The 24,309-nt window shown below is 64.6% G+C and carries 10 protein-coding genes and 1 pseudogene; 9 read left to right on the forward strand and 2 right to left on the reverse strand.

The features are described from left to right. Positions 1-3: 3 nt before the first annotated feature. From gspK to QF039_RS08730, 9 genes and pseudogenes are all read left to right on the forward strand, one after another. Positions 4-951, forward strand: coding sequence for a type II secretion system minor pseudopilin GspK (gene gspK, locus QF039_RS08690; RefSeq protein ID WP_307517462.1), 948 nt, complete (start codon positions 4-6; stop codon positions 949-951). Continuing rightward, positions 948-2,061, forward strand: a pseudogene (gene gspL, locus QF039_RS08695) (type II secretion system protein GspL). The gene gspK and the pseudogene gspL overlap by 4 nt, the downstream one beginning before the upstream one ends. Continuing rightward, complete coding sequence (gspM, locus tag QF039_RS08700; protein WP_177080284.1) at positions 2,054-2,578, forward strand: type II secretion system protein GspM; 525 nt, start codon at positions 2,054-2,056, stop codon at positions 2,576-2,578. The pseudogene gspL and the gene gspM overlap by 8 nt, the downstream one beginning before the upstream one ends. After that, positions 2,575-4,884, forward strand: a complete 2,310-nt coding sequence (gene gspD / locus QF039_RS08705) for a type II secretion system secretin GspD (RefSeq protein WP_307517464.1) — start codon at positions 2,575-2,577, stop codon at positions 4,882-4,884. The genes gspM and gspD overlap by 4 nt, the downstream gene beginning before the upstream one ends. An 836-nt stretch (positions 4,885-5,720) precedes the next feature. Further along, on the forward strand, positions 5,721-7,139 hold the full coding sequence (gene gspE, locus QF039_RS08710; RefSeq protein ID WP_003210467.1) for a type II secretion system ATPase GspE: 1,419 nt from the start codon (positions 5,721-5,723) through the stop codon (positions 7,137-7,139). Continuing rightward, on the forward strand, positions 7,139-8,350 hold the full coding sequence (gene gspF / locus QF039_RS08715) for a type II secretion system inner membrane protein GspF (protein ID WP_003210470.1): 1,212 nt from the start codon (positions 7,139-7,141) through the stop codon (positions 8,348-8,350). Before gspE ends, gspF begins: the two co-directional genes overlap by 1 nt. A gap of 483 nt (positions 8,351-8,833) precedes the next feature. Next, the gene (locus QF039_RS08720) at positions 8,834-9,997 is read left to right on the forward strand and encodes a substrate-binding domain-containing protein (RefSeq protein WP_003210472.1); all 1,164 of its coding nucleotides are present in this window, start codon (positions 8,834-8,836) and stop codon (positions 9,995-9,997) included. Between the two features lie 201 nt (positions 9,998-10,198). Then, positions 10,199-22,762 (forward strand): filamentous hemagglutinin family protein, encoded by a 12,564-nt coding sequence (locus tag QF039_RS08725; protein ID WP_307517470.1) that lies wholly within the window; start codon positions 10,199-10,201, stop codon positions 22,760-22,762. 124 nt (positions 22,763-22,886) lie between these two features. Further along, entirely contained in the window at positions 22,887-23,054 is a 168-nt protein-coding gene (locus tag QF039_RS08730; protein WP_307517472.1) for a hypothetical protein, read from the forward strand. A 1-nt stretch (position 23,055) separates the two neighbouring features. Here QF039_RS08730 and QF039_RS08735 read toward each other — a convergent pair whose 3' ends face one another. Together QF039_RS08735 and QF039_RS08740 are read right to left on the reverse strand one after the other, a co-directional pair. Beyond that, positions 23,056-23,976 carry an ABC transporter substrate-binding protein gene (locus tag QF039_RS08735; protein ID WP_307517474.1) on the reverse strand — a complete coding sequence of 307 codons (921 nt, stop codon included), beginning with the start codon at positions 23,974-23,976 and terminating at the stop codon, positions 23,056-23,058. Further along, complete coding sequence (locus tag QF039_RS08740; protein ID WP_008432571.1) at positions 23,973-24,305, reverse strand: ferredoxin; 333 nt, start codon at positions 24,303-24,305, stop codon at positions 23,973-23,975. The genes QF039_RS08735 and QF039_RS08740 overlap by 4 nt, the downstream gene beginning before the upstream one ends. Between the last annotated feature and the right edge of the window lie 4 nt (positions 24,306-24,309).

The raw sequence follows: 24,309 nt of genomic DNA on the forward strand, positions 1-24,309 counted from the left end.
GCGATGAACAGCCATTCGCCCACAGCGGCGAAGCAGCGCGGCATGGCGATTATCAGTGCCTTGCTGATCGCGGCCGTGGTCGCGGTGCTTGCCGGCGCCATGCTCACCCGGCAAACCGTGTTCACCCGCAGCCTGGAAGCTGAACAACTGCGTATCCAGGGCCAATGGTTGTTGAGTGGCGGCCTGGAAACCAGTCGCCAGCTCCTGTGGGACGCGCGCCGCCAGGATGTATTGACCCGGCTCGATCAACCGTGGGCACGGCCCCTCGGCGGTGCTTTCGAGGGGCGGATTGAGGATGAGCAGGGCAAGTTCAACCTGCGCAATCTGGTGACCCAACAACACCCGGACGCCGGGCAATTGCAGAGCTTCGAGCGCTTGTGCCAATTGATCGGCATCGACCCGGCCGTGAGCCGCCGCATCAGCCGGCGGGTGATCGACTCATACGACCAGCGCGAGCTCGGCGCCTCACTCACCGGCGGCTTCAACAGCAGCCGGGATACCTCGCCCGGTGCCGCCGCGCCATTGATCCCGGCCAAGTACCCGATGTTGCGCAGCCTCACCGATCTCAGCGGTATCGAAGGCCTCGACCCGCGCCAACTGCGGCGCATGGCGAGCTATGTCAGCGTGCTGCCCGGCAATACCTGGGTCAACGGCAATACCGCCAGCGCCGAGGTGCTCAGCAGCGTGGTACCGGGGCTCAGCCTGTCCCAGGCCCAGGCACTGGTGGCCGAGCGCGACGGCGGGCGCTGGTTTGTCAATCGCGGGGATTTCGTCAACCGGTTGCGCATGCCACAGGTCGCGGTGGACACGGTGCAGGTGGGGATCACCAGCGAGTGGTTTCGCGTGCATGGCCAGGCGCGCCGCGAGCAGCGTCGGGTCACGCTGGAGGCGTTGCTGTATCGCCCGCAAGACCGTCAGCCCCAGGTGATCTGGTCGCGGGTGGGCGTATGAAGCGTTTGCGCATCGGCTTGCCGCCGCTGGATGAACTCACCACCGAGAGCCAGGTGCAGTTCGCCTGGCTGGACCGCGCCGGGCAGGTCAGCCAGCAGGGCGAGGGCCGCCTGGCGCAATGGGCGAATACCCAGGCGGAGTGTTTTCTGCATCCACGGGACAGCTTGCTGACCAGCCTGGAGCTGCCGCAATTGCCCTCCGCCAAGGTCGACGATGCAGTGACCTGTGCGGCCCAGGCATTGATCCTCGGCCCGCTGGAATTGATGCATGTGGCCCACGGTCCACGGGACAGCAGCGGCCTGGTGCAGGTCGGCTGGTTGCCCAAAAGCAGCCTCGAGCACCTGGGCCGGATAACGACCCAGCTGAAAATCAAAGTGCGTGGCCTGTACCCGGCGCCCTACGCGCTGCCGGTCAGCGGGCCAGCGAGCGCGGCCTTCTGCGACGGGCATTTGCTACTGCGCCATAGCCTGCAGCAGGGCGCGGTACACCCTCTGGGGCAGCAGGCGCTGGATGACCTGCTCGCCACCGGTGTCGATGTGCTCCATGTGGCCGACGAAGCCCGTTGGAGCGGTACCGCGCCGGGCTGGGGGTTTGCACGGTCGGCTCCAGCAGGCGGCAACCGGTGGCTGGGGCAGGGCGGCGGCCTGCACGGCGCTGGCGGTCGCCATCTGGGCCCTGGGCCTGAACCTCTACGCCGCCCGCCAGGTCGACGAAGGCCAACGACTCAAGGCGCAGATGAGCCAGCAAGTACGCCAGGCCTTCCCCGAACTGCCGGTGATTCTCAACCCGCTGCAACAAGCCCGTCAGCAACTGGCCGCACGCCAGAGCGGCGCGGCGGCCGAACCAGGGCAGCGCTTTACCGGCTTGCTGGCGCTGGCGGGCAGCAGCCTGCCGTCCATGGCGGGCAGCGTCGAGAGTTTGAGCTACGAGCAAGGCCGCCTGCAGCTGAGCCTGCTGCCGGACGCCCGGACCCCGGCGCTGGCCGCTGACGCGCAGGCGCTGCTGGCCCAGGCCGGGTTCAGCGCCCGTCGCGACGACCAGGGCTGGACAGTCGGCCCGCTCACCGAGCGCGTTGAAGCCGATGCAGACGATGAGGCCGAAGATGAATAAGCGTTGGCAGCTTCTGCGCAACCAGGCCCAGGTGTTCTGGAACGGCCTGGCCATGCGTGAAAAACGTCTGTTGGTGGGTGCCGGCCTGGTGCTGGCGGGCCTGCTGACCTGGTTGCTGTTGATCCAGCCACCGCTGAAGAAGATCGACTACTGGCAAGCCGAAACCCCGAAACTGCGCAGCCAGGCCGAGGCCTTGCAGGTGCTGCTGCAAGGCGTCGCCCCAGCCCCGCGCAGCAGTGACCTGGAAACTGCCTTGCACCAGTCCCTCGACAACGCCGGGTTGCAGGGCCGCTATCAATTGCAGCCGCAGGACACCGGCAGCTGGCGCCTGACCTTCGACGACGCCCCGGCGGACGCGGTGATCGACTGGCTGCTGGCCAACCCCCGGCCGCTCTCCCTGGAAGTCTCTGCGGCCCGCCTGCAACGTGCAGGCGAGGCCACCCCTTCAAACTCGGCCGGCACTTTGTCCGGGACCGTTCGCATGGATCAGGCGCCTGGCGCTAAGGAAGCTTCATGAAGTGGTCAATACCCAACGCTGCGCCTTATCGCAAGGTCGCCCCTTTGCTCTTGTTGGCGCTGGGAGCGTGCAGCAACCCCCAATCCTCCGCGCCGTTGCTGGTGGACAGCGAGCTTGGCCAACCCCTGGCCGACACCCGGCGCAGCGGCGACACACCACTGGACCGCCAGCGCGAAACCGTGCCGCCACCCCGGGTGCAACACCCGGTGACCAACAGCGCCCGCAGCCATGGCGCCGCACCGGCCAGGGCGCGCAACCCGCTGGGTGATCAACCGGTACAACTGAACTTCGTCGACGCCGATATCCAGGCGGTGGTGCGCGCCTTGTCCCGCGCCACCGGCCAGCAATTCCTGGTGGACCCGCGTGTCAAAGGCAACCTCACGTTGGTCAGCGAAGGCCAGGTACCGGCGCACCAGGCCTACGACATGCTGCTGGCGGCGCTGCGCATGCAGGGCTTCAGCGTGGTCGACGTAGGCGGTGTGGCCCAGGTGGTGCCGGAGGCGGACGCCAAGCTGCTGGGCGGGCCGATCTACAGCGGCGCCAACCCGGGCGGGCAGGGCATGCAGACCCGCACCTTCCGCCTGCAATACGAAAACGCGGTGAACCTGATCCCGGTGCTGCGCCCGATCGTGTCGCCGAACAACCCGATCAACGCCTACCCCGGCAACAACAGCATCGTGATCACCGACTACGCGGAAAACCTGGCGCGGGTGGCACAGATCATCGACGGCATCGACACCCCGAGCGCCATCGACACCGACGTGGTGAAGGTGCAGAACGGCATCGCCGTGGACATCGCCGCCATGGTCTCGGAACTCCTCGAAACCCAGGGCGCCGACCAGACCCAGAAGATCAACGTGATCGGCGACCCGCGCTCCAACTCCATCATCATCCGCGCCGGCAGCCCGGAGCGCACGGAACTGGCGCGCAACCTGATCTACAAGCTCGACAACGCCCAGAGCAACCCGAGCAATATGCACGTGGTGTACCTGCGCAACGCCCAGGCCGGCAAGTTGGCGCAGTCGCTGCGGGGCTTGCTGACCGGCGAGAGCGACACCGGTACCAGTGACAATGCCCGCGGCAAGTTGAGCAGCATGGGCGGCAACACCCAGGGTGGCCAGGGCAGTACCCAGAACAGCAGCGGCACTCCTACCGGCAGCGGCACTGTCCAGCCCAGCGGTTACGGGCAAGACACCAGTGCCGCTGGTGCTTCGTCCTCCAGCGACCAGAACACCGCGTTCAGCGCGGGTGGTGTGACCATCCAGGCGGATGCCACCACCAACACCTTGCTGATCTCCGCGCCGGACCCGCTGTATCGCAACCTGCGGGAGGTGATCGACATGCTCGACCAGCGTCGCGCCCAGGTGGTGATCGAGAGTTTGATCGTCGAAGTGGGTGAGGACGATGCCAGCGAGTTCGGGGTGCAGTGGCAGGCGGGCAACCTGGGCGGGAAGGGGGGCTTTGGCGGGGTGAACCTGGGGGGCAGCGGCTTGAATGGAACCCCCACCAGCAAGACCAGCATTGATGTGTTGCCCAAGGGTTTGAACATCGGGCTGGTGAATGGCTCGGTGGACATTCCGGGGATTGGCAAGGTGCTGGACCTCAAGGTGCTGGCCCGGGCGTTGAAGAGCAAGGGCGGGACCAATGTGTTGTCGACGCCGAACCTGCTGACCCTGGATAACGAGGCGGCGAGTATTTTTGTGGGGCAGACGATTCCTTTCGTCACGGGCAGTTATGTGACCGGTGGCGGCGGGACCAGCAATAACCCGTTCCAGACGGTACAGCGGGAGGAGGTGGGGCTGAAGCTGAACGTGCGGCCGCAGATTTCCGAGGGGGGGACGGTGAAGCTGGATATTTATCAGGAGGTCAGCAGCGTCGACACGCGGGCTTCGGTGGATGCCGGGACGGTGACGAACAAGCGGGCGATTGATACGAGTATTTTGCTGGATGACGGGCAGATCATGGTACTTGGCGGGCTGTTGCAGGATGGGTATAGCCAGAGCAATGACGCCGTGCCTTGGTTGTCGGATATTCCGGGGTTGGGGGCGCTGTTCAGGAATGAAAAGCGCAGTGTGACGAAGACTAATTTGATGGTGTTTTTGCGGCCCTACATTATTCGTGACGGTGGGGCGGGGCGCAGTATTACGCTGAATCGCTATGAGTTTATGCGCAGGGCCCAGGGTGGGTTGCAGCCGGAGCATAGCTGGGCGATGCCGGATGTGCAGGCGCCGCAGTTGCCTTCGGTGGATAAGGCGATTCCCGGGGGGCAGGGGGTTAGGGCGGTGATTCGGGCGGTGCCGCGGTGATTTGGGTTTTGGATGAGGGGCATATCCGTTGCTGCGGTAACGGCCACCTATGGTTCCGCTCTTACAGCGGGTCACTTTTGGCAAACGCCCCAAAAGTAACCAAAAGGTCTTTGCCCCACCACTCGGTGCCTCGCCTAGGCTCGGCATGCCCGCACTCCGGCCCGGTTCCGCGGGCCGCCGCGACGGGCCATCCATGGCCCGGCGCGGCTAAATCGGCATCCTTGCCGATTTACCCGCTCCACCGTGCCTACTTGCGGCCATCGTGGTTGACGGGGCCCGCAGATCAAGATCAAAAGCAAGAGCACGGCGGCCTGAAAGCCGACCTGAGTGTTAAAAGCCAAATCAAAAACCAGAGCGAAAGCAGAGCTGTTTTTCTGTGGGAGCTGGCTTGCCTGCGATGCAGACAACTCGGTGCATTAGGCACACCCAGTTGATGCCATCGCAGGCAAGCCAGCTCCCACATTTGACCGTGCCCGCTTTAGCTTTTGATTTGGCTTTTAAACACTCAAGCCGGCCGGTAGGCCGCTGTGCTCTTGCTTTTGATCTTGATGTTAGGCGCCCCGTTAAACCACGCTGGCCGAACGCAGGCTTTGGAGCGTGGGTAACCCGGCAGGACGCCGGGTTAGCCGTCCTGGGCCAAGGATGGCCCATGACGGCGGCCCACGGTCCAAAGCCGGAGTGAGGGCACACCGAGCCTAGGCGAGGTGCCGAGTGGTGGGGCAAGAGCGTTTTGCTTACTTTTGCGCTGTTCAAAAGTGAGCCGCTGTAAGAGCGGAACCAATCGAAGCCGTAACCGAAGGAATGGATATGTACTCAACCAAACGAAGCGCAAAAGCATGAGCCTCCTGCCCTACGCCTGGGCCAAATCCCAACGCATCCTCCTCCACCCGGGAACCCAGGGCCCGACGCTGACCATTTGCCCCTCGACCCCCGGCTGGTCCATCAGCGAAGTCCACCGCCAGTTCGGCCAAACCCACCTGATCCAGGTGCGCGACGACGAACTCGACGGCCTCCTGGCCACTGCCTACGCCGACACCGGCAGCGCCGCCGCCGTCGTGGGCGCCGCCGAAAACGAAGTCGATCTCGACCGCCTCATGCAAGATATCCCCGAAATCACCGACCTGCTCGACACCCAGGACGGCGCCCCAGTGATCCGCATGATCAACGCCTTGCTCACCCAGGCCGCCCGCGACGAAGCCAGCGACATCCACATCGAACCCTACGAAACCCACTCCGTGGTGCGCTACCGCGTCGACGGCACCCTGCGTGACGTGGTGTCCCCGCGCAAGGCCCTGCACGGCGCTCTGGTCTCACGCATCAAGATCATGGCCCAACTCGATATCGCCGAAAAACGCCTGCCCCAGGACGGCCGCATCGCCCTGCGCGTGGCCGGTCGCCCCATCGATATCCGCGTCTCCACCGTGCCCACCGGCCATGGCGAGCGCGTAGTGATGCGCCTGCTGGACAAACAAGCCGGCCGCCTGCAGCTGGAAACCCTCGGCATGGACCCCGCCGTCCTGGCCAAACTCGACACCCTGATCCGCCAACCCCACGGCATCGTGCTGGTCACCGGCCCCACCGGCAGCGGCAAGACCACCAGCCTCTACGCCGCCCTGGCCCGGCTGGATGCGAGCACCAGCAATATCCTGACCGTCGAAGACCCGGTGGAATACGACCTGCCGGGCATCAGCCAGATCCAGGTCAACGCCAAGATCGACATGACCTTCGCCCTGGCCCTGCGGGCAATCCTGCGCCAGGATCCGGACATCATCATGATCGGCGAAATCCGCGACCTGGAGACCGCACAAATTGCCGTCCAGGCCTCACTCACGGGCCATCTGGTGCTCGCCACCCTGCACACCAACGACGCCGTCTCGGCGGTCAACCGCTTGATCGACATGGGCGTCGAACCGTTCCTGCTGGCCTCGTCACTGCTCGGCGTATTGGCCCAGCGCCTGGTGCGTCGGCTGTGCCCGCACTGCAAGCAGGAAGACCCGGCCGCGCCCGGCACTTGGCGGCCTGTCGGGTGCGCGCAGTGCAACCAGATCGGTTACAGCGGGCGTACCGGTATCCATGAATTGTTCTGCATCGACGACGAGCTGCGCGGGCTGATCCACCAGGGCGCCGGCGAGCAGGCCTTGAAGGCCGCCGCACGCCGCGCCGGCATGTTCAGCATGCGTGAAGATGGCGAACGCTGGGTACGCAGCGGCGCCACCGCCCCCGAAGAAATCCTGCGCGTAACACGGGACGCCTGATGAACCGATACCGCTACGAAGCCGCCGACGCCAGCGGCAAGCTGGAGTCCGGGCACCTTGAGGCAGACAGCCAGAGCGGCGCCTTTGCCCACCTGCGCAGCCGTGGCCTGACGGCCTTGCGGGTGCAGGTCGAGAACAACAGCGAGCGTGCCGGCGGTGGCAGCCGGTTCAGCGCCAAGCTCTCGGACAATGACCTGGCCTGGGCCACGCGCCAGCTGGCGAGCCTGCTCGGTGCGAGCTTGCCACTGGAGGCCGCGTTGAGCGCCACGGTGGAGCAAGCCGAGAAAAAACACATCGCCCAGACCTTGAGCGCGGTGCGCGCCGATGTGCGCAGCGGCATGCGCCTGGCCGATGCGTTGGCCGCCCGGCCCCGGGACTTTCCGTCGATCTATCGGGCGCTGATCGCGGCGGGGGAGGAGTCCGGCGACCTGGCCCAGGTCATGGAGCGCCTCGCCGACTACATCGAGGAGCGCAATAACCTGCGGGGCAAGATCCTCACGGCGTTTATCTACCCGGGCGTGGTGGGGCTGGTGTCCATCGGCATTGTGATTTTCCTGCTCAGCTACGTGGTGCCGCAGGTGGTCAGTGCGTTTTCCCAGGCTCGCCAGGACCTGCCGGGGCTGACGTTGGCGATGCTCAATGCGAGTGACTTTATCCGCGCCTGGGGCTGGCTGTGTTTTGCCGGGATCGTGGGTGGTTTTTGGAGCTGGCGCCTGTACCTGCGCAACCCCGTGGCACGGTTGAGCTGGCACAGCCGGGTGTTGCGCCTGCCGTTGATCGGGCGTTTTGTACTGGGCCTCAACACCGCGCGGTTTGCCTCGACCCTGGCGATTCTCGGCGGGGCGGGCGTGCCGTTGTTGCGCGCCCTGGAAGCGGCGCGCCAGACCTTGTCCAACGACCGCCTGAGCCAGTGTGTCAGCGACGCGACGGCCAAGGTACGCGAGGGCGTCAACCTGGCGCCTGCGCTGGCGGTGGAAAAGGTCTTTCCGCCGGTGCTGATCCACCTGATCGCCAGCGGCGAAAAAACCGGCTCGCTGCCGCCAATGCTCGAGCGCGCGGCGCAAACCCTGTCGCGGGATATCGAGCGTCGGGCGATGGGCATGACGGCGTTGCTTGAGCCACTGATGATCGTGGTGATGGGGGCCGTGGTGTTGGTCATCGTCATGGCCGTGCTGCTGCCGATCATCGAAATCAACCAACTGGTGACCTGACTGCTGACGAAACACGGTCAAAAAGGTGGGAGCTGGCTTGCCTGCGATGGCGGCGGGTCAGCTTGCATCTTGGGCGACTGACACACCGCCATCGCAGGCAAGCCAGCTCCCACATTTGAATCGCGTTTCTTCAAGACTATTTTCGCGCGCCCGACACGCGGGTCCCAACCTCGGGTTCCTCATTCTGTCATCTGCCCAACCCCACCACACGGCCCGTAACGCCTCCAGCCCGGTCCTCGAAATCCGCGCTGAAACCTCGCTGTCACCTCACCCCCAAACCGCTCAAAAGTGTGACCAAAACACCCGAGAATCTTTTTAAAAATCAAGCCGTTCCTCCCGAGGTTTTTTCCTTTAGCTGTCATCGGATGCTGCGAAATTTCATACCCATGGCCTCACCCCTGGGTACCCCCCGGAACACAGCCCGGGACCGAAGCCATAGCGTCATCTACCCCAACGTACAAACACGACGAAAGGAGCTTCTTCATGTTTAAGCGCAACGTTCTCGCGGTATCCATGACCCTCGCTGCACTGTGCTCGGCCCAGGCTGCCATGGCAGACATCAACGGCGGCGGCGCCACCCTGCCACAACCGCTGTACCAGACCTCCGGCGTATTGACCGCCGGTTTCGCCCCGTACATCGGCGTGGGCAGCGGCAAGGGCAAACTGGCGTTCCTGAACAACGACTACAGCCAGTTCGGCACCGGCACCAAGAACGTTCACTGGGCGGGCAGCGACTCGAAGCTGACCTCGACTGAACTGTCCACCTACGCCTCCACCAAACAAGCGACCTGGGGCAAGCTGATTCAAGTGCCTTCGGTCGCCACTTCGGTTGCCATTCCATTCAACAAGGCCGGTACCAACGCAGTTGACCTGAGCGTTGATCAACTGTGCGGCGTGTTCTCGGGCCGCATCACCACCTGGAACCAACTCCCGGCTACCGGTCGCACCGGTAACATCGTGGTGGTTTACCGTAACGAAGCCAGCGGCACCACCGAGCTGTTCACCCGTTTCCTGGCGGCCAAGTGCGTCAATGAGTCCAAGAAATTTGTGGTCACCACCAACTTCGCGGACAGCTTCGGCGTGCCACCAGGCGCCGTGCCTGCCGTGACCAGCCAAGGCGTGATGACCGCGCTGAACGCCGGTGATGGTCGCATCACCTACATGAGCCCGGACTATGCCGCGCCTACCTTGGCTGGCCTGGATGACGCCACCAAAGTGGCCAAGGTTGCCGGTGTTTCTCCAGCCCCTGATAACGTTTCCGCCGCCATCGCTGCTGTGCCCGTACCGGCTGCTGCCAACGTCGCCAACCAGAACGCCTGGGTTCCGGTGTTTGCTGCCGCCGCCGATGCCAACGATCCAAGCGTCGTGCCTTACCCAAGCAGCGGTTATCCGATCCTGGGCTTCACCAACCTGATCTTCAGCCAGTGCTACGCCGACGCCACCCAGACCTCGCAAGTGCGTGCGTTCTTCACCCGTCACTTCGGTGCCAGCGCCTTGAACAGCAACGACAACGCGATCAAGGCCAACCGCTTCGTGCCACTGCCAGCTGCCTGGAAAGCCGCGATCACCAGCAACTTCGTTACCGCAACCAGCGCGCTGAGCATCGGCAAGTCTGATGTCTGCAACGCCATCGGTCGTCCGCTGTAACCCACGCTTTTACCGACCGGCAACACCCGATCAGCAACGGCCTGTGCCGTTGCTGATTTTTGCGTTTGCGGCTCGGCTATCAGCCTTACATGAACTTTCCATGACAGAAGTTCAGTCCCGCCCCTCGCCAACCGCCTAACTCCCATACGTGACGCACGTCGCCAGTTCCCCATGGGCAAAAACAAAGAAGGAAGCTTCCTGATGGTCCGCTGCAAACCACCGGTCAACCTGAATGCCCAAGGCCCTGGCGGCCAGACGATCCTGCGCCTCAAACCCCTGGCCCAGGCGATTGCCTTGTTCATGGTGGCAGGCAGCGCCCACGCGGCGACAGCGTTCAGCTCCGGCTGGTTTGCCGACAAGGGTGCCTCCCAGGCGGCGACAGCGGCCCGCCTCAACGGGGCGCAGGTGCCGGGGATTCCGTCGTTGAATCAGCAGGCGCGGGCGAACCAGCAGTTGTCACGTTCCATCAGCACGCTCAACAACAGTGTCGCGGCGATTGCGGCCCAGCAGGCCGCCCAGGCCGCTGGCCGGCAAGCGGCGCTCGGCCAGGTCTCGACGATTCCCGACGGCCTCGGCAAGGGCGGCTTGCAGGTGGACAACAGCCTGACCCAGGGCTGGACCAACGCCAAGGGCCCGACCCAGAGCCAGTCCGGTGGCAAGACCACGGTGACCATCGAGCAGACCGCCGACAAGGCGATCCTCAACTGGGAAACCTTCAACGTCGGACGCAACACCACGGTCGATTTCCAGCAGCAATCGAATTGGGCCGTGCTCAACCGTGTCAACGACCCCAACGCGCGCCCCAGCGAAATCCAGGGCCAGATCAACGCCCCTGGCACAGTGATGATCATGAACCGCAACGGGGTGATCTTCAGCGGCAGTAGCCAGGTCAATGTGCGCAACCTGGTGGCGGCCGCTGCCACCATCACCGATGACCAATTCACCCAACGCGGGATCTATGTGGATGCCAACGGCACCCAGCCGACTTTCACCGACGCGGCGGGCAAGGTCGAGGTGCAGCGCGGCGCGTTGATCCAGACTCACAACCCGGCCACCTCTACCGACGCCGGTGGCTACGCCTTGCTGCTCGGCTCGGAGGTCGAGAACGCCGGTAGCATCATCACCGCCAGGGGCCAGGCCACCCTGGCCGCCGGCGACAGTTTTTATATCCGCAAGGGCGTCGGCACCACCGGCAACGACCGCTCCACCACCCGTGGCAATGAAGTGGCCACCAGCCTCAAGGCCGGCAGCACGTCGGGCAAGGTCAGCAACAGCGGCCTGATCATGGCGTCGACCGGCGACATCACCCTCACCGGGCACCAGGTGCAGCAGAACGGCGTGGTCCTGGCCAGCACTTCGGTGGATACCCGTGGCACGATTCACTTGCTCAACGCCGCCAGCGATGCCACCGGCAGCGTGACCCTAAGCGAGGGCAGCACCACGGCGATCCTGCTGGACGCCAGCGGCAGCACCGCCCTCAACAGCCAGAAGGACAACGGCCTGATCAAGCTCGACGGCTTGCCTGCCAACCTGATCACCGGCCAGTTCAACAACCTCAGCGCGGTGGCCGACCGCACTGACCAGTCGCGGATCGAGATCGTCAGCGGCGGCACTGTGGATTTGCGCAAAGGCTCGATCACCCTGGCCACCGGCGGCCAGGTGGCGGTCAGTGCCGGCCAGCGCAGCCTGGTGCGTGACGGCGCGATGATCGACGTGTCCGGCGCGATTGGCGTCAAGGTGGCGATGGAAGCCAACAACATCAAGATCAACGTGCAGGGCAACGAACAGCGCGACGCGCCCGCCAACCGTGACGGCGGGCAATTGATCAACAACGACGTGTGGGTCGACCTGCGGGACCTGGTGTTCGTCCCGGCCGGCACCAACGGCTATGCGACGGACCGCTGGTACACCGCCGGCGGGCTGCTGGAAGTCGGCGGTTACCTGGGCACCCAGGGCCACTCGGTCGGCGAGTGGATGGCCCAGGGCGGCACTGTGACGTTCACCGGCAAGGACGTGGTGACCCAGCAGGGTGCCCAGGTCAATCTGTCGGGCGGCACCGTCGATGTGCAGGCCGGCTACATCCGCCAGACCTGGCTCAAGGGGCCTGACGGCCAGCTCTATGAGCTGTCGAAAGCCCCCGGGGACATTCTCTACGCGGGGATCTACAAGGGCTTTGAAGACACCAGCGTCCGCTGGGGCCGCAGCGATTTCTACTACAACCCGCTGGTGGCCCAGCAAAGCCGCTACGAGGCGGGCTACACCGTGGGCCGCGACGCCGGCAAGCTGGTGGTGGGCACCACCAACGCGGTGCTGGAAGGCCAGTTGATCAGCGATGTATTCCAGGGCGATCGCCAGACCCAGGCACCGAATATCAACCTTGATGGTTATCAGCAGTCACAGCAGGCCATGGCCCAGCGGGCGCAGTTGATCATTGGCCAGTACACGCCGGTGTACAACAAGGCCACCGGCACCTTGCGCTACGCCTTGACCCCGACCATCGACCAGGTGCTGATCGAGGGCAGCACGCAAAAAATCGCCGACGGCCTGGACCTCGCCACCGCGCTGCCGACCGAACGCCAGGGCAAACTGGTGCTCGACAGTGACCAGCTCAATGGCTACCGATTGGGCGCGATCAAGGTCGGCGCAAAGCAGCAGATTGACGTCAATGGCGCACTCAAGGTGGCTGACGGCGGCGACATCACCCTGTTCGGCCCCGTGGTTTCAGTCAATGCCAACCTCACGGCCCACGGCGGCAGCATCAACGCGGGCAACCTGCTGAATCAGGTCGACCTCAATCGCTCCAATGTTGTTGGCGATGTGATTCTGCCGGGTATCGGCCGGCTCGATGTGGCCGCCGGAGTCAAGCTGGACAGTTCCGGGCGCTGGAATAATCTGGCGCTGGACCCTTCGGCCACTGACGGGGTGGCGTATATCAACGGTGGCAAGGTGTCGTTGCGCAGCTCCGGCGACGTGAACCTCGCGGCGGGCAGCCTGGTGGAAACGTCGTCCGGGGCGACCATCGGCCTGGATGGCAAAGTCCGGGGCGGCAAGGGCGGCGACGTGACCGTGGGCGCACTGGGGGCTTTGGACCTGGGCGCCGAGATTCGCGGCTATGGCGTCAGCGCAGGCGGCACCCTGACCTTGCAGGCCAACAAGGTGCAGATCGGCCAGAGCCCGCAGGCGCCGGATGCCAAGACCTTGCAGTTGGCCGGGGATTTTTTCAACAAGGGTTTTTCGGCCTATGACATTACCGGCAACGAAGGATTGCTGGTCGCCGATGGTACTCAGGTGGATGTGAACGTGCCGGCCTACCGGCTCTCGGAGCAGGCCGCCACGACGCCGGGTGGCGGCGCTGCGGCCAGCGTGATGGAGCGCTGGACCCCGCCGCTTTACCAGGAAGACGCCAGCAAGGGCGTACTCGGCCAACGCCGTGGCGCCAGCCTGACCCTTTCCGCCGGCCACCTGGAGTCGCCTGCCGAGCAACTGCCGACAACCGCGCTGGTGGTCGGCAAGGGCGCGGTGATCAGCGTCGACCCGGGCCAGTCGATCAACCTGCGCAGCATCGGCCAACTGACGGTCGACGGCACGCTCAATGCCTGGGGTGGCAGCGTCAACCTGAACGGCCTGACCACGCGCGCGTTCGAGCCGGCCAACGCGGTTGGCCACGGCCGCTCCATCTGGCTGGGTGAAAACGCACTGATCGATGTCGCCGCCCGGGCCGCGACTGCCGTGGACAATCGCGGGAGCCAATACGGGTTGGTCCGTGACGGCGGCAAGATCAGCATCGGCGGCGAGATCAACCTGAGCACCGGCACGGTCACTGCCAGCGACCTGTTTGTGGTGGTACGCGAGGGCGCCCGGCTGGACGCGTCGGGCACGCAAGCGGTGTTGGATGTGCCGGGGCAGGGCGCAACCCGGGCGGCCAGCAATGGCGGCAGCATCAGCCTGGCGTCCAACAATGGCTTGTACCTGGACGGCAGTCTGGTGGCCCGGGCCGGCGGTGCCGGCGCAGCGGGCGGCAGCCTGAACGTAGCGCTGGACAGCCCGTATTACACCAAGAGCAGTGTCACGGATCGCGTGCTGAAGGTGCGTGAACTGGTGCTCGGCCAGACCCATCAGGCTCACCCGCTCGCCGGCACCGCCGCCGACGCGGCCGACAGCCTGGAATACGGCCACGCTCGCCTGGGCGTCGACCAGGTCAGTGCGGGCGGCTTCGACAACCTGGCATTGATGAGCAACGGCCTGTTGAGTTTCGACGGCGATGTGTCCTTGAACATGGGCCAGAGCCTGCGCCTGTACAGCGGTGCCTTCAACCTCAGTGAGGGCGCGGCAGCCAATGCCCGGGTGAATCTGTCGGCACCGTCTCTGCTGCTGTCCGGCATGGATTCGCCGGCCCGGGAATTCTACGTGAACCCGGTGTCGGTGTTGCCGTTACCCTCGCTGCGCGCCACCGAGGCGCAGTTCAATGCCAGCGGCAGCTTGATCGATGTGCGCGGCAGCGTGTTGTTTGGCAGCAAGGGCAAACTGCGCCCGGCCGACGACAGCCTGGTCGGCCTTGAGCGTCGCGGCTTTGATCAGGTCAACCTGACCAGCCAGGGCGATCTGCGCTTCCTGGCGGGTGCGAACCCGGACGGCGTGGCCTTGAGGGTCAGCACCCAGTTATTGACCCAGGGCGACATGACCTTGCGGGCGGCGCAGTTGTATCCGGCCACGGAGGTCGGTGCGCGGGTCATTGCCGGCTACCTGAGCGAATTCAACAGCCTCAACATCACGTTCGACCCGCTGCGCACCCTGACCATTGGCCGTACCGGCAACACGGATGCCGCGGTGCCTTACTCGGCATTCGGGCGCCTGCAACTGGGCGCCGCGACGGTGCGGCAGGGCGGTGTGGTGCTGGCGCCCCTGGGGTTGATCGATATCGGCAGCATGGGCAGCAGCCAGGTGCAATTGCTGCCGGGCAGCGTGACGTCGGTGAGCGGCAGGGGCATGGTGCTGCCGTATGGCGGCACCCTGGACGGGCAGGTCTATAAGTACAACGGCAAGACCGTGACGTTTGTCGGCCAGGGCGGGCTGGTCAACCAGGACGCGGAACTCAGCGTCGGGGTGATTCTCGGCGGCCAGTCGGTGCAGGTGCAGCCTGAGGCTACCCTGGACCTGTCGGGCGGCGGCGAATTGCTGGGGGCCGGTTTCGTTTCCGGGCGCGGAGGCTCTACGGATGCGCGCTACAGCCCACTGGTGCAGTTTGGTGCCAATGGCGGTTTTGTGTTGCCGGGCCTGGCCACCAACCCGATTTACGCCATCGTGCCCGGGGTACAGCCCGGCGCGGCACCGGTGGCGCCGGAGAAGGGCGCAGTCGATCCGTTGGTGGGCCAGCAGGTCACCATCGGCGCCGGAGTGCCGGGGCTGCCGGCGGGCACTTATACCCTGATGCCGTCCACCTACGCCTTGATGCCCGGCGCTTTCCGTGTCGAGATCAACGGCCTGGCCGGTCTCGGCAGTGATGCCGCCACCCAGCGCATGCGCAATGGCTCCTGGTCCACCGCCGGGCGCTTGTCCATCGCCAACACCGGGATCGGCAACAGCGTTGCCAGCCAGTTGATTTTGACCTCGGCCGATACCTTGCGTCGCTATTCCCAATACAACGAAACCAGCTACGCCCAGTTCGCCATGGCCGACGCTGCGAAACAGGGCGTGCCACGCCCGATGCTCGCCGTCGACGCCAAGACCCTGAAACTGGCCTTGCGGCCAGGGGGCGGCGCTGATGCGTTTTCGTTCCAGGGCATAGGCCGTTTTGAGGCCGCGGCGGGTGGCTATGGCGGCGCGGTGGCGGTGATTGATCCAGGCAAACTGGGTATTGAAGTCGTCGCGGCGGGCAGTTCCGCAACCAGCGGTTTTTCCGGCATTACCTTCAACGATGAGAGCCTCAACGCCTTGGGAGCCTCGCGTTTGATGGTGGGGGGGATGACGGCAGTTACGTATGGCCAGTCCGGGAATTACATCGTCCTGGCGGGCGGTACGAGTCGGGCCAACAGCACCGTCACGCTTCGGGAAGGTGTGACGCTCGCAGCGCCGGAAGTCTTTTTGTTGAGTGACACCAACGCGATCGTCCTGGAGCAGGGCGCATCCATCAACACCATCGGCCGTGGCAAAGCCAGCTACGACGCTCGTGACGGTTTTATCTACAAAGTCACCAATATGCTGGCGGCGTCCAACGGCTTGCTCAATGTCATTGCATTCAATACGACGGTGCCCAGCGGCGGGATCAGCATCGGTGTGTGTGACACGGGCCTGTGCAGCGGGCAAACCGGGCTGTACTCCGAAGGCAGCATCGTGGCGTTGACCAACGATACCTTCCAGTTGGGCGACCAGGTGCGCTACGGCACCCGTCACCTCAACCTGGGGGTCAACACCATTAACCTCGGCAGCGCCCAAGCCCTGGCCGCGGCCGCTGCGGCCAATCAGTTGCCGGCCGGCCTGACACTCACCCAGGCGCTTCTTGATCGCCTGCTCAAAGGTGATTCACAGTTCGGTGCACCGGCCCTGGAAACCCTGCAGCTCTCGGCGCGGGACAGTTTCAACTTCTACGGCAGTACCTCCCTGGACACCTATGACCCACTGACGGGTAAGTCGCGGCTGAGCAACCTGATGCTCTCCACTCCGGCGATCTACGGTGCCGGTGGCGCTGGCGACGTGGCCAACATTCATACCGCCAACCTGATCTGGCAGGGCGCGACCACCCCACCGGGCTCGGTGATCGCCGGCGGGGCGGGCACTGGCAGCGGGCGCCTGGATATCAACGCCGAGCGTATTGAGTTCGGCTACGGCGCCTTTGCCCAGACCAACACCGTGAGCAGTTTCGATCGCCTGGCTTTGGGCTTTGCCAGCGTGAACCTCAATGCCAGCGAGCGCATTACCGCCAACCACAAGGGCAGCCTCTCGGTGTATCAGAGCCAGGGCGTCTATGACCCGGTGAAGGGCTTCCAGTACAGCGGCGGCGACCTGAATATCCTCACCCCACTGATGACCGGCGAAGCCGGTTCGGTGAACCGCATCACCGCAGGTGGGGCGATTGATATTGCAGCGTCCGCGGGGGCGCGTGGCAAGGCCGACGGCCAGGGCGCCGAACTGTCCCTGCAAGGCGATAGCATTCGCCTGGCCACGGCGGTAGTGCTGCCCAGCGGCAAAGTCAGCCTGGGCGCCCGGGGTGATGTGGTGCTGACGGATGCGGCGTTGATCGACGTGGCCGGTCGCGCCACTGTGTTCAACGATGTGACCCAGTACGGCGCGGGCGGCACGGTGCTGCTGGACAGCCGCAGCGGCAACATACTGCAGGCTGCCGGCTCGACCATCGACCTCTCGGCCAAAAACAACCAGGCCGGCAAACTGCGGGCGGTTGCGGTGGACGCGGCGGGCGGTATCGTCGACCTGCAAGGCACGATCCTCGCCGGCAGCAGTGGCTATTACGATGCGGGCGGGACCACGATGCCTTATGAGGCCGGTACCGTGGAAATCCAGGCCCAGCGCCTGGGCAGCAGCGGTTCACTGGACCAGCAGTTCGCCGACCTCAACCAGCGCCTGAATCAAGGCCAGGTGTTCGGCACACGCAGCTTCCAACTCAAGCAGGGCGACTTGACCATCGGCAATGGCCTCAAGGCCGGCACCGTCAACGTCTCCGTGGACAATGGCAGCCTGCGGGTCACCGGCCTGGTGGACGCCAGTGGCGAGCGCGTCGGCAGCATCAACCTGGCCGGCAAGCACGGCCTGACCCTGGACGGCGGCGCGGTACTCGACGCCCATGGCAGCAAGCTGCGGGTGGACAGCTACGGCAAGATCATCGACTCGCCCAACCGGGCCATGGTGGTGCTCGGCTCCGGCACCGGTCAACTGACCCTGGCCGATGGCGCACGCATCGACCTGCGTCACGGCACCGAGGCGGTCCAGGGCAATGACGGGCGCAACCGCGGCACCCTGGAACTGAATGCACCACGGCTGATCAACGTCGATGGCACCAGCAACGACATCAACATCGATGCCCATGGCCGCCTGACGATCCAGGGTGCGCGCTCGATCACCCTCAACGGCATGATCAGTTACGACGATGCGCCGCTGGTCACCGATCCGACGGCCAGCGGCCGGCCTTACCAACAGATCGACCAGGCCTACCTGGATGGCAAGCATGTGCTGAGCACGGCCTTTATCAACGGTGCATTGCTCAACCAGAACCTGCTGCAAAACAAACTCGCCGGGCTTAACAATGCAACCTACGCCGATGCCTTCCACCTGCGCCCGGGCGTGGAAATCGTCAGCAAGACCGCGGACGGTGACCTGGTGGTGCAGGGCGATCTGGACTTGTCCGGCTACCGTTACGCCAGCCTCAACCCCAACAGCCAGAAAACCTCGGTGTATGGCTCCGGTGAGTCGGGCAGCCTGACCCTGCGCGCCGGTGGCGACCTGAATATTTACGGCAGCATCAACGACGGTTTTGCACCGCCACCGCAGACCGTCGATGACAAGGGCTGGGTGTTGTTGCCGGGTATCGACTTTACCGGGGGCACGATCATCGTGCCGGGTAACGGCATCACCCTGGCGGACGGCACGACCTTCCCGGCGGGCACCGTGCTCAACTACGACCTGCCGATCAAGGCCGTGGGCGTGGCCGCCGGTACGCGCTTGCCGACCCGGGCGACGCTGAACCAGGACCTGACGCTGCCTGCCGGTACGGTACTGGCCGCAGCGGTGTTCGACAGCGCGGGCAATGTGCTGTTTGCCGCAGGCACGTTATTGAGCCAGGCACACACCCTGGCGGCCGGCTCACAGCTGGACGCCGGCAGCCTGCTGACCCAGGACACCCGGCTCGGGGCGCTGACCTGGCCCAAAGGGGTGCCGTTGCCGACGAACTACGAGGCGCTTAACCCGACGCAAAACCACGTGACCCTCAATGGCGACATACCGCTGCCGCGCGGCGCGTTGATTCCTTCCGGCACCAACGTCAAGTTGCCGGGCGGGGCTGAGTCGGTGGCGTTGCGCCCGGAAGTGGCGGGGCGCCAGGGCAAGCTGTGGGCCCTCTCGCCGATGCTGGCCGAAGGTTCGCAATCCTGGTCGCTGCGGTTGGTTGCAGGTGCTGACACCGAGGCGGCCGACAGCCGCATCCTGCAAGCCCATCCGCGCAGCGGCGACCTGCGTTTGGCTGACAGCCACTACGGCATGTTTGCCAAGGAGATGCCCGCCAAGGGCAAGTTGACCTGGACCGCCTTCGCGGTGGAGGACTTTGCGGCCAATGGGGTGGTGGTCAAGGAAGGCGACCCGATCGACCAAAAGATCCTCGATGATTTCGGGCTGGGTTCGATTGATGATTTCTGTGGGGGCAATCCGGCGTACTGCGCCGTGAAAGTTGGCTATGTCTGGACCGAGTTCGGCGCCAAGGACCTGGCGGACAACGGGATTATCGTCACCGTCGGAACGCCGATCGAGCAAAGCATCCTGGACCAGTTCGGTATCCCGTCCATCGATGAGTTCTGTGCAAGCTCGCCCGCCTACTGCCAGGCCCAAAGCGGCAAAGAGTATGCGGCGACCCCCTCCAGCAGCCGTTTCAGTGTGATTCGCACCGGTACGGGCGACCTCGAACTGCTCAGCGCCGGCGACTTGAGCATGGACTCCCTGTACGGGGTCTACACCGCCGGTACATCGTCCACTGCAACCGGTGCCAGTGACCCCTACAACCAGCCCAAGGCGCTGAACAGCGCGAAGACGGTGCTGAACGATACCAACAGTTATTTTGAACAGTTCGTCAACGGCTCATCTGACAGCCTGTACCGTGCCTGGTACCCGGAGGCAGGGGGGAATTTGAGCGTGAACGTGGGGGGCAACCTGACGGGGAATATCCTGGGAGGCGTCTTCAACCCAAGTCGGCCCAACCCCCTGGATAACGGCATCGACTCCGCCGATGTGGCCAACTGGCTGTGGCGCCAGGGCAGCGGCACGGTGAACACCGGCGGGCAGGCGCAGGCGACGGCCTGGTGGATCAATTTCGGTAGCTATACCGCCAACGCCTCCAAGGCTGATGCGTTCGTCGGGTTTACCGGTTTCGGCACCCTCGGCGGCGGTGACGTGGATGTACAGGTAGGCGGGGATGCCGGTGTGCTTCGGCGCATGGACGGCAACCCAATGTCGGCCTCTGCCAACCCGCGCAGCCAGGGGCTGGTGCTGGCGGTTGGCAGTACCGGGCGGGTTGCCGGTGATGGCAGCCTGCAGTTGACGGGCGGTGGTGATCTGCGGGTGCGTATCGGTGGCGCCCTGAACCCTGGCAGCGTGGTTGATGTAAACGATCAGAACGGCCAGTTGGTGAATATCCGGGGCAATGTCCAACTGCAAAGTGCGACCACGGGCCGGATCGACCTGACCTACGGCAGCAACAGCTCTGAGCAGAGCCCGGGCGAAACCCGCGCATTCGATCCGTTCCAGGCGACCCGTGGCCGGGCAGTGGGGGGCATCACCCTGGTGCCGGGGGATGCCACATTCAACTTGACCACATTGGGTGACCTGGTGCTGCAGCAAGTGATTGACCCGGGCCGTGTCGTCCTGCTGAACAACTCATCGTTTACCCGTGGCGGGACGAGTGGGACCGGCGAAAGTTGGTTCTCGTTATGGACCGGGCACACGGCAATCGACCTGTTTTCAGCGGGGGGCAACTTGACGCCATCTGTCTCCGCCGCAGCGTCCGACCTGGCAACCGTCTACCCATCGATCGTTCGAGCGACGGCGGCTGGCGGCAGTATTTATTACGGAAACGCCGTCCTGGGGTCCCAAGCCGATACGAGTCCGATAAATGCCTTGGTGCTCGCCCCCGGTGCCAGCAGCCAGTTGCAATTCCTGGCCCATGACTCGATTTATGCGGGCGGTATGTTTGTCACGCCTTCCGGGGCCGACCCCAGCATCATGGCCACACCTTGGCGGCCGGCGTTCGTCGGGACCATTGATGGTCAGGTGGTTGTCGATGGCAACAATCTGTCGGAGAACGGTAGCTCGCCGGGTTCCCTTCCGCGGCCTCTGTTTGCCTTTGGCTCCGCCACGGCGTCGGCAGCCGCTTACGCGCCAACGGAACCGGCGCGGTTCTATGCCTTGACCGGCGATCTGGTGGGGGTCAGCAGCGGCCGGACCCTGACGTTCAATTCTTCCCCCTCGTTTTTGCATTCGGGGCAGACCTGGTATGAGGGTAACGGGCCGGTTTGGATGATGGCGGGGCGAGACATTGTCAGCAGTGGCAGCCGTTTTAATACGGCCCCCGGTGCGGTCAGCGAGCAGTCGACCGGCAACCTGTTCATCCACAACAACCCCACTGACATCTCCATCGTCTCCGCCGGGCGCGACATTCTGTACAGCAACTTCCAGGTTGCCGGTCCTGGCCTGCTGGAAGTGACGGCGGGCGGCAATATCCTGATGTCCGGGCGTGACCCGGCGAAGGGCGGCGAAGTCAGCATCACCAGCCTGGGCCCGGTGGTCGCGGGCGACAACCGCCCTGGCGCAGGCATCGTCATGCAAGCTGGCGTCGGCCCCAACGGCCCGGATTACCGGCGCTTTGTCGAGGCCTACCTGGACCCGGCCAACCTCGTCCAGCCAGGCGAAGCCCTGTCGATCCAGGGCGGCAAGGTCGCCAAGACCTATGAGAACGAACTGGTCACCTGGCTCGCCGAGCGCTTCGGTTTCGTCGGCACCCGCGAGCAGGCCCGCGCGGTTTACGCCGCACTGCCCGCTGAACAGCAACGGGTGTTCGCCCGTGATGTGTACTTCGCCGAACTCAAGGCCGCCGGCCGTGAGTACAACGCGGTGGGCGGTGTGCGCCAGGGCAGCTATGTACGGGGGCGTGCGGCGATTGCCGCGCTGTTCCCGGACAAGGACGTGGCCGGCAACCCGATCACCTACAAGGGCGATATCACGTTGTTCGGCGGCTCCGGTGTACACACCAATTTCGGCGGCTCGATCCAGATGCTCACCCCGGGCGGTGGGCAGACCTTCGGCATCGAAGGCGCGGCACCGCCGTCCACCGCCGGTGTGATCACCCAGGGCGCCGGCGATATCCAGCTGTATTCCATGGGCAGCATCCTGCTGGGCCAGAGCCGCATCATGACCACCTTCGGCGGCTCGATCATGGGCTGGTCCGGCGAGGGCGACATCAACGCCGGTCGCGGATCCAAGACCACCGTGGTGTACACGCCGCCCAAGCGTGTCTACGACAACTGGGGCAACGTGACCCTGTCGCCGGCGGTGCCGAGCACCGGGGCGGGGATTGCCACCTTGAACCCGATTCCCGAAGTGCCGGCCGGAGACATCGACCTGATCGCCCCGCTGGGCACCATCGATGCGGGTGAAGCGGGGATTCGGGTCTCGGGCAACATCAACATTGCCGCGTTGCGCGTCGTTAATGCCGCCAACATCCAGACCCAGGGCAAGTCGTCCGGGGTGCCGGTGTCGGCGGCGGTAAACACCGGGGCCATGACCTCGGCGAGCGCAGCCGGTGCGGCGGCGTCCCAGGCGGCGGAAGATGCCGCGCGTAGCCAGCAGGCGGCGGCCAAACAGGGCCGGGCGTCGATTGTCACAGTGGAAGTGTTGAGCTTTGGCAGCGAGCCAGTTGAGCGCAAGCCGGAGGACGGGCAGAAGACCTCGGGCTACAACCCCAACAGCCCGGTGCAGGTGCTCGGCGCCGGACCGTTGAGTGACCAGGCGCGGGCGCGGTTGACGGATGAGGAGCGCCAGCAGATCAGCTTGTAGTTTTAGAAAAGGACCTCTCGTTGTATTTGGGGCGATCATTGATCGCCCCTTTTTTTCGTCTTGGGGGCCCGGCTTTCCCAGGTGGGATGGTGGCGCGGTCGAGTCGGTAGTCACTGAGGCCGGGATGAGTGATATCTCGGCCACCAAGTGCGAGCTCTATCACCCTGATCTGTCAGGCCAGGAGCTGGAGGAGATCAAAAGTACGATGCGCTCAGCATTGGAAACCTACAGCGTTTCACAACTTTGGTCGGTGGCATGGACTGAGGAAATTGGTCAGGCGCTTCACTCGTGAATTATTCAGCCAGTTGTTTGAATTGCCTCGCCAACTCCAACACGACACGGCCGCTATTCGCGGTAGGCACCAAATGGGTAAACGGAATATCGATCATCCGATTCTCCCGCACCGCCCGCAAACGGGACAGCACCGGGTCGGTGGTCAGCAACTGACGTTTGCGGCTAGCCGGTGACCACAGCGCATCTGCCAGCAAAATCACATCCGGGTCACTCATCAGCAGGGTTTCGCTGCTCACGGTGACGCGGTATTGGTTGATCCCGGCAAATAAATTGCGCGCACCAGCAGCCGCCACCAACGTGGTGACAAAACCACGCCGACCCTCGCTGTCCAACCCGTTGACCTCACTGTCCAGGTAAAACACCGACAGCGGTTTACCCTCACCAGCCAGCGCCTGGGCACTGGCCAGGTCGGCGTCCATGGCATCGCTCAACGCCCGCGCCCGTTGCTGTTTGTGCACCAGGGCGCCGAGGGTAAACAGGTCGTTGCGAATATGCCCGAAGTAATCCAGCGAATGACCGTCGCACGCCGACTCCAGCAAATACGACCCAACCCCGTTGTCTGCCAACCCTGTGCGGGAAGTAACGCCGGCGCCAAAGGCAGTGGCGAATCCACCGACCACCAGATCCGGTTTCTGCGCATAGAGCACTTCGCTGGACGGGTACTTGGGCGCAATCACCGGCACGCCGAAATACTGGCCGTGTGGGTGGGCCACACCGTTGTCATCCAGATACGCCACGCCCACCAAGGCCGGGCCGACATCCAGCGCCAACAGCAGGTCTGCGGCATGCTGGTTGAGGGCTACGATGCGCGAAGGCGGTGAGTGGGCGGCCGTCCAGTCCTGGTTGCAGTTGCGATAACGGTCCGCCAGGGCCAACGATGGGCAGAGCAGGGCGCCCAACAGCAACCACGACGCTTTCATGGGCGCTCCTTGATCAGCAGATCCTCAACGACTTCGCCACCCACCAGATGCACTTCCACCAGCCGTTGCACATCGTCTTTGTTGTGCACGCCGTACCAGCAAGTGTCCGGGTACACCGTCACGATCGGCCCCAGGTTGCACGGGAACTGGCAGTGGGTGCGGGTCAACAGTACGCCGCCAGGTTTTTCGATGCAGTCGTGTTGCAGCAGGTGGCGGCGTAGGGTTTTCCACAGTTGCAGCGCGCCACGCTGCGTACAGCGTGGGCCAGTGCACAGGAACACGTGACGGGCGTGGTCAGGCACGTGGGACCAGTCCGGATGAGTTTCCACGGGC

Origin of the sequence: Pseudomonas sp. W2I6 (assembly GCF_030815935.1) — a bacterium.
In the GTDB taxonomy this organism is placed as follows: Bacteria; Pseudomonadota; Gammaproteobacteria; order Pseudomonadales; family Pseudomonadaceae; genus Aquipseudomonas.

Excerpts from the sequence above, each read along its gene's own strand:
- gspK (WP_307517462.1), top strand. The coding sequence starts at position 4 with ATGAACAGCCATTCGCCCACAGCGGCGAAGCAGCGCGGCATGGCGATT.
- gspM (WP_177080284.1), top strand. The coding sequence starts at position 2,054 with ATGAATAAGCGTTGGCAGCTTCTGCGCAACCAGGCCCAGGTGTTCTGG.
- gspD (WP_307517464.1), top strand. The coding sequence starts at position 2,575 with ATGAAGTGGTCAATACCCAACGCTGCGCCTTATCGCAAGGTCGCCCCT.
- gspE (WP_003210467.1), top strand. The coding sequence starts at position 5,721 with ATGAGCCTCCTGCCCTACGCCTGGGCCAAATCCCAACGCATCCTCCTC.
- gspF (WP_003210470.1), top strand. The coding sequence starts at position 7,139 with ATGAACCGATACCGCTACGAAGCCGCCGACGCCAGCGGCAAGCTGGAG.
- QF039_RS08720 (WP_003210472.1), top strand. The coding sequence starts at position 8,834 with ATGTTTAAGCGCAACGTTCTCGCGGTATCCATGACCCTCGCTGCACTG.
- QF039_RS08725 (WP_307517470.1), top strand. The coding sequence starts at position 10,199 with ATGGTCCGCTGCAAACCACCGGTCAACCTGAATGCCCAAGGCCCTGGC.
- QF039_RS08730 (WP_307517472.1), top strand. The coding sequence starts at position 22,887 with ATGAGTGATATCTCGGCCACCAAGTGCGAGCTCTATCACCCTGATCTG.
- QF039_RS08735 (WP_307517474.1), bottom strand. The coding sequence starts at position 23,976 with ATGAAAGCGTCGTGGTTGCTGTTGGGCGCCCTGCTCTGCCCATCGTTG.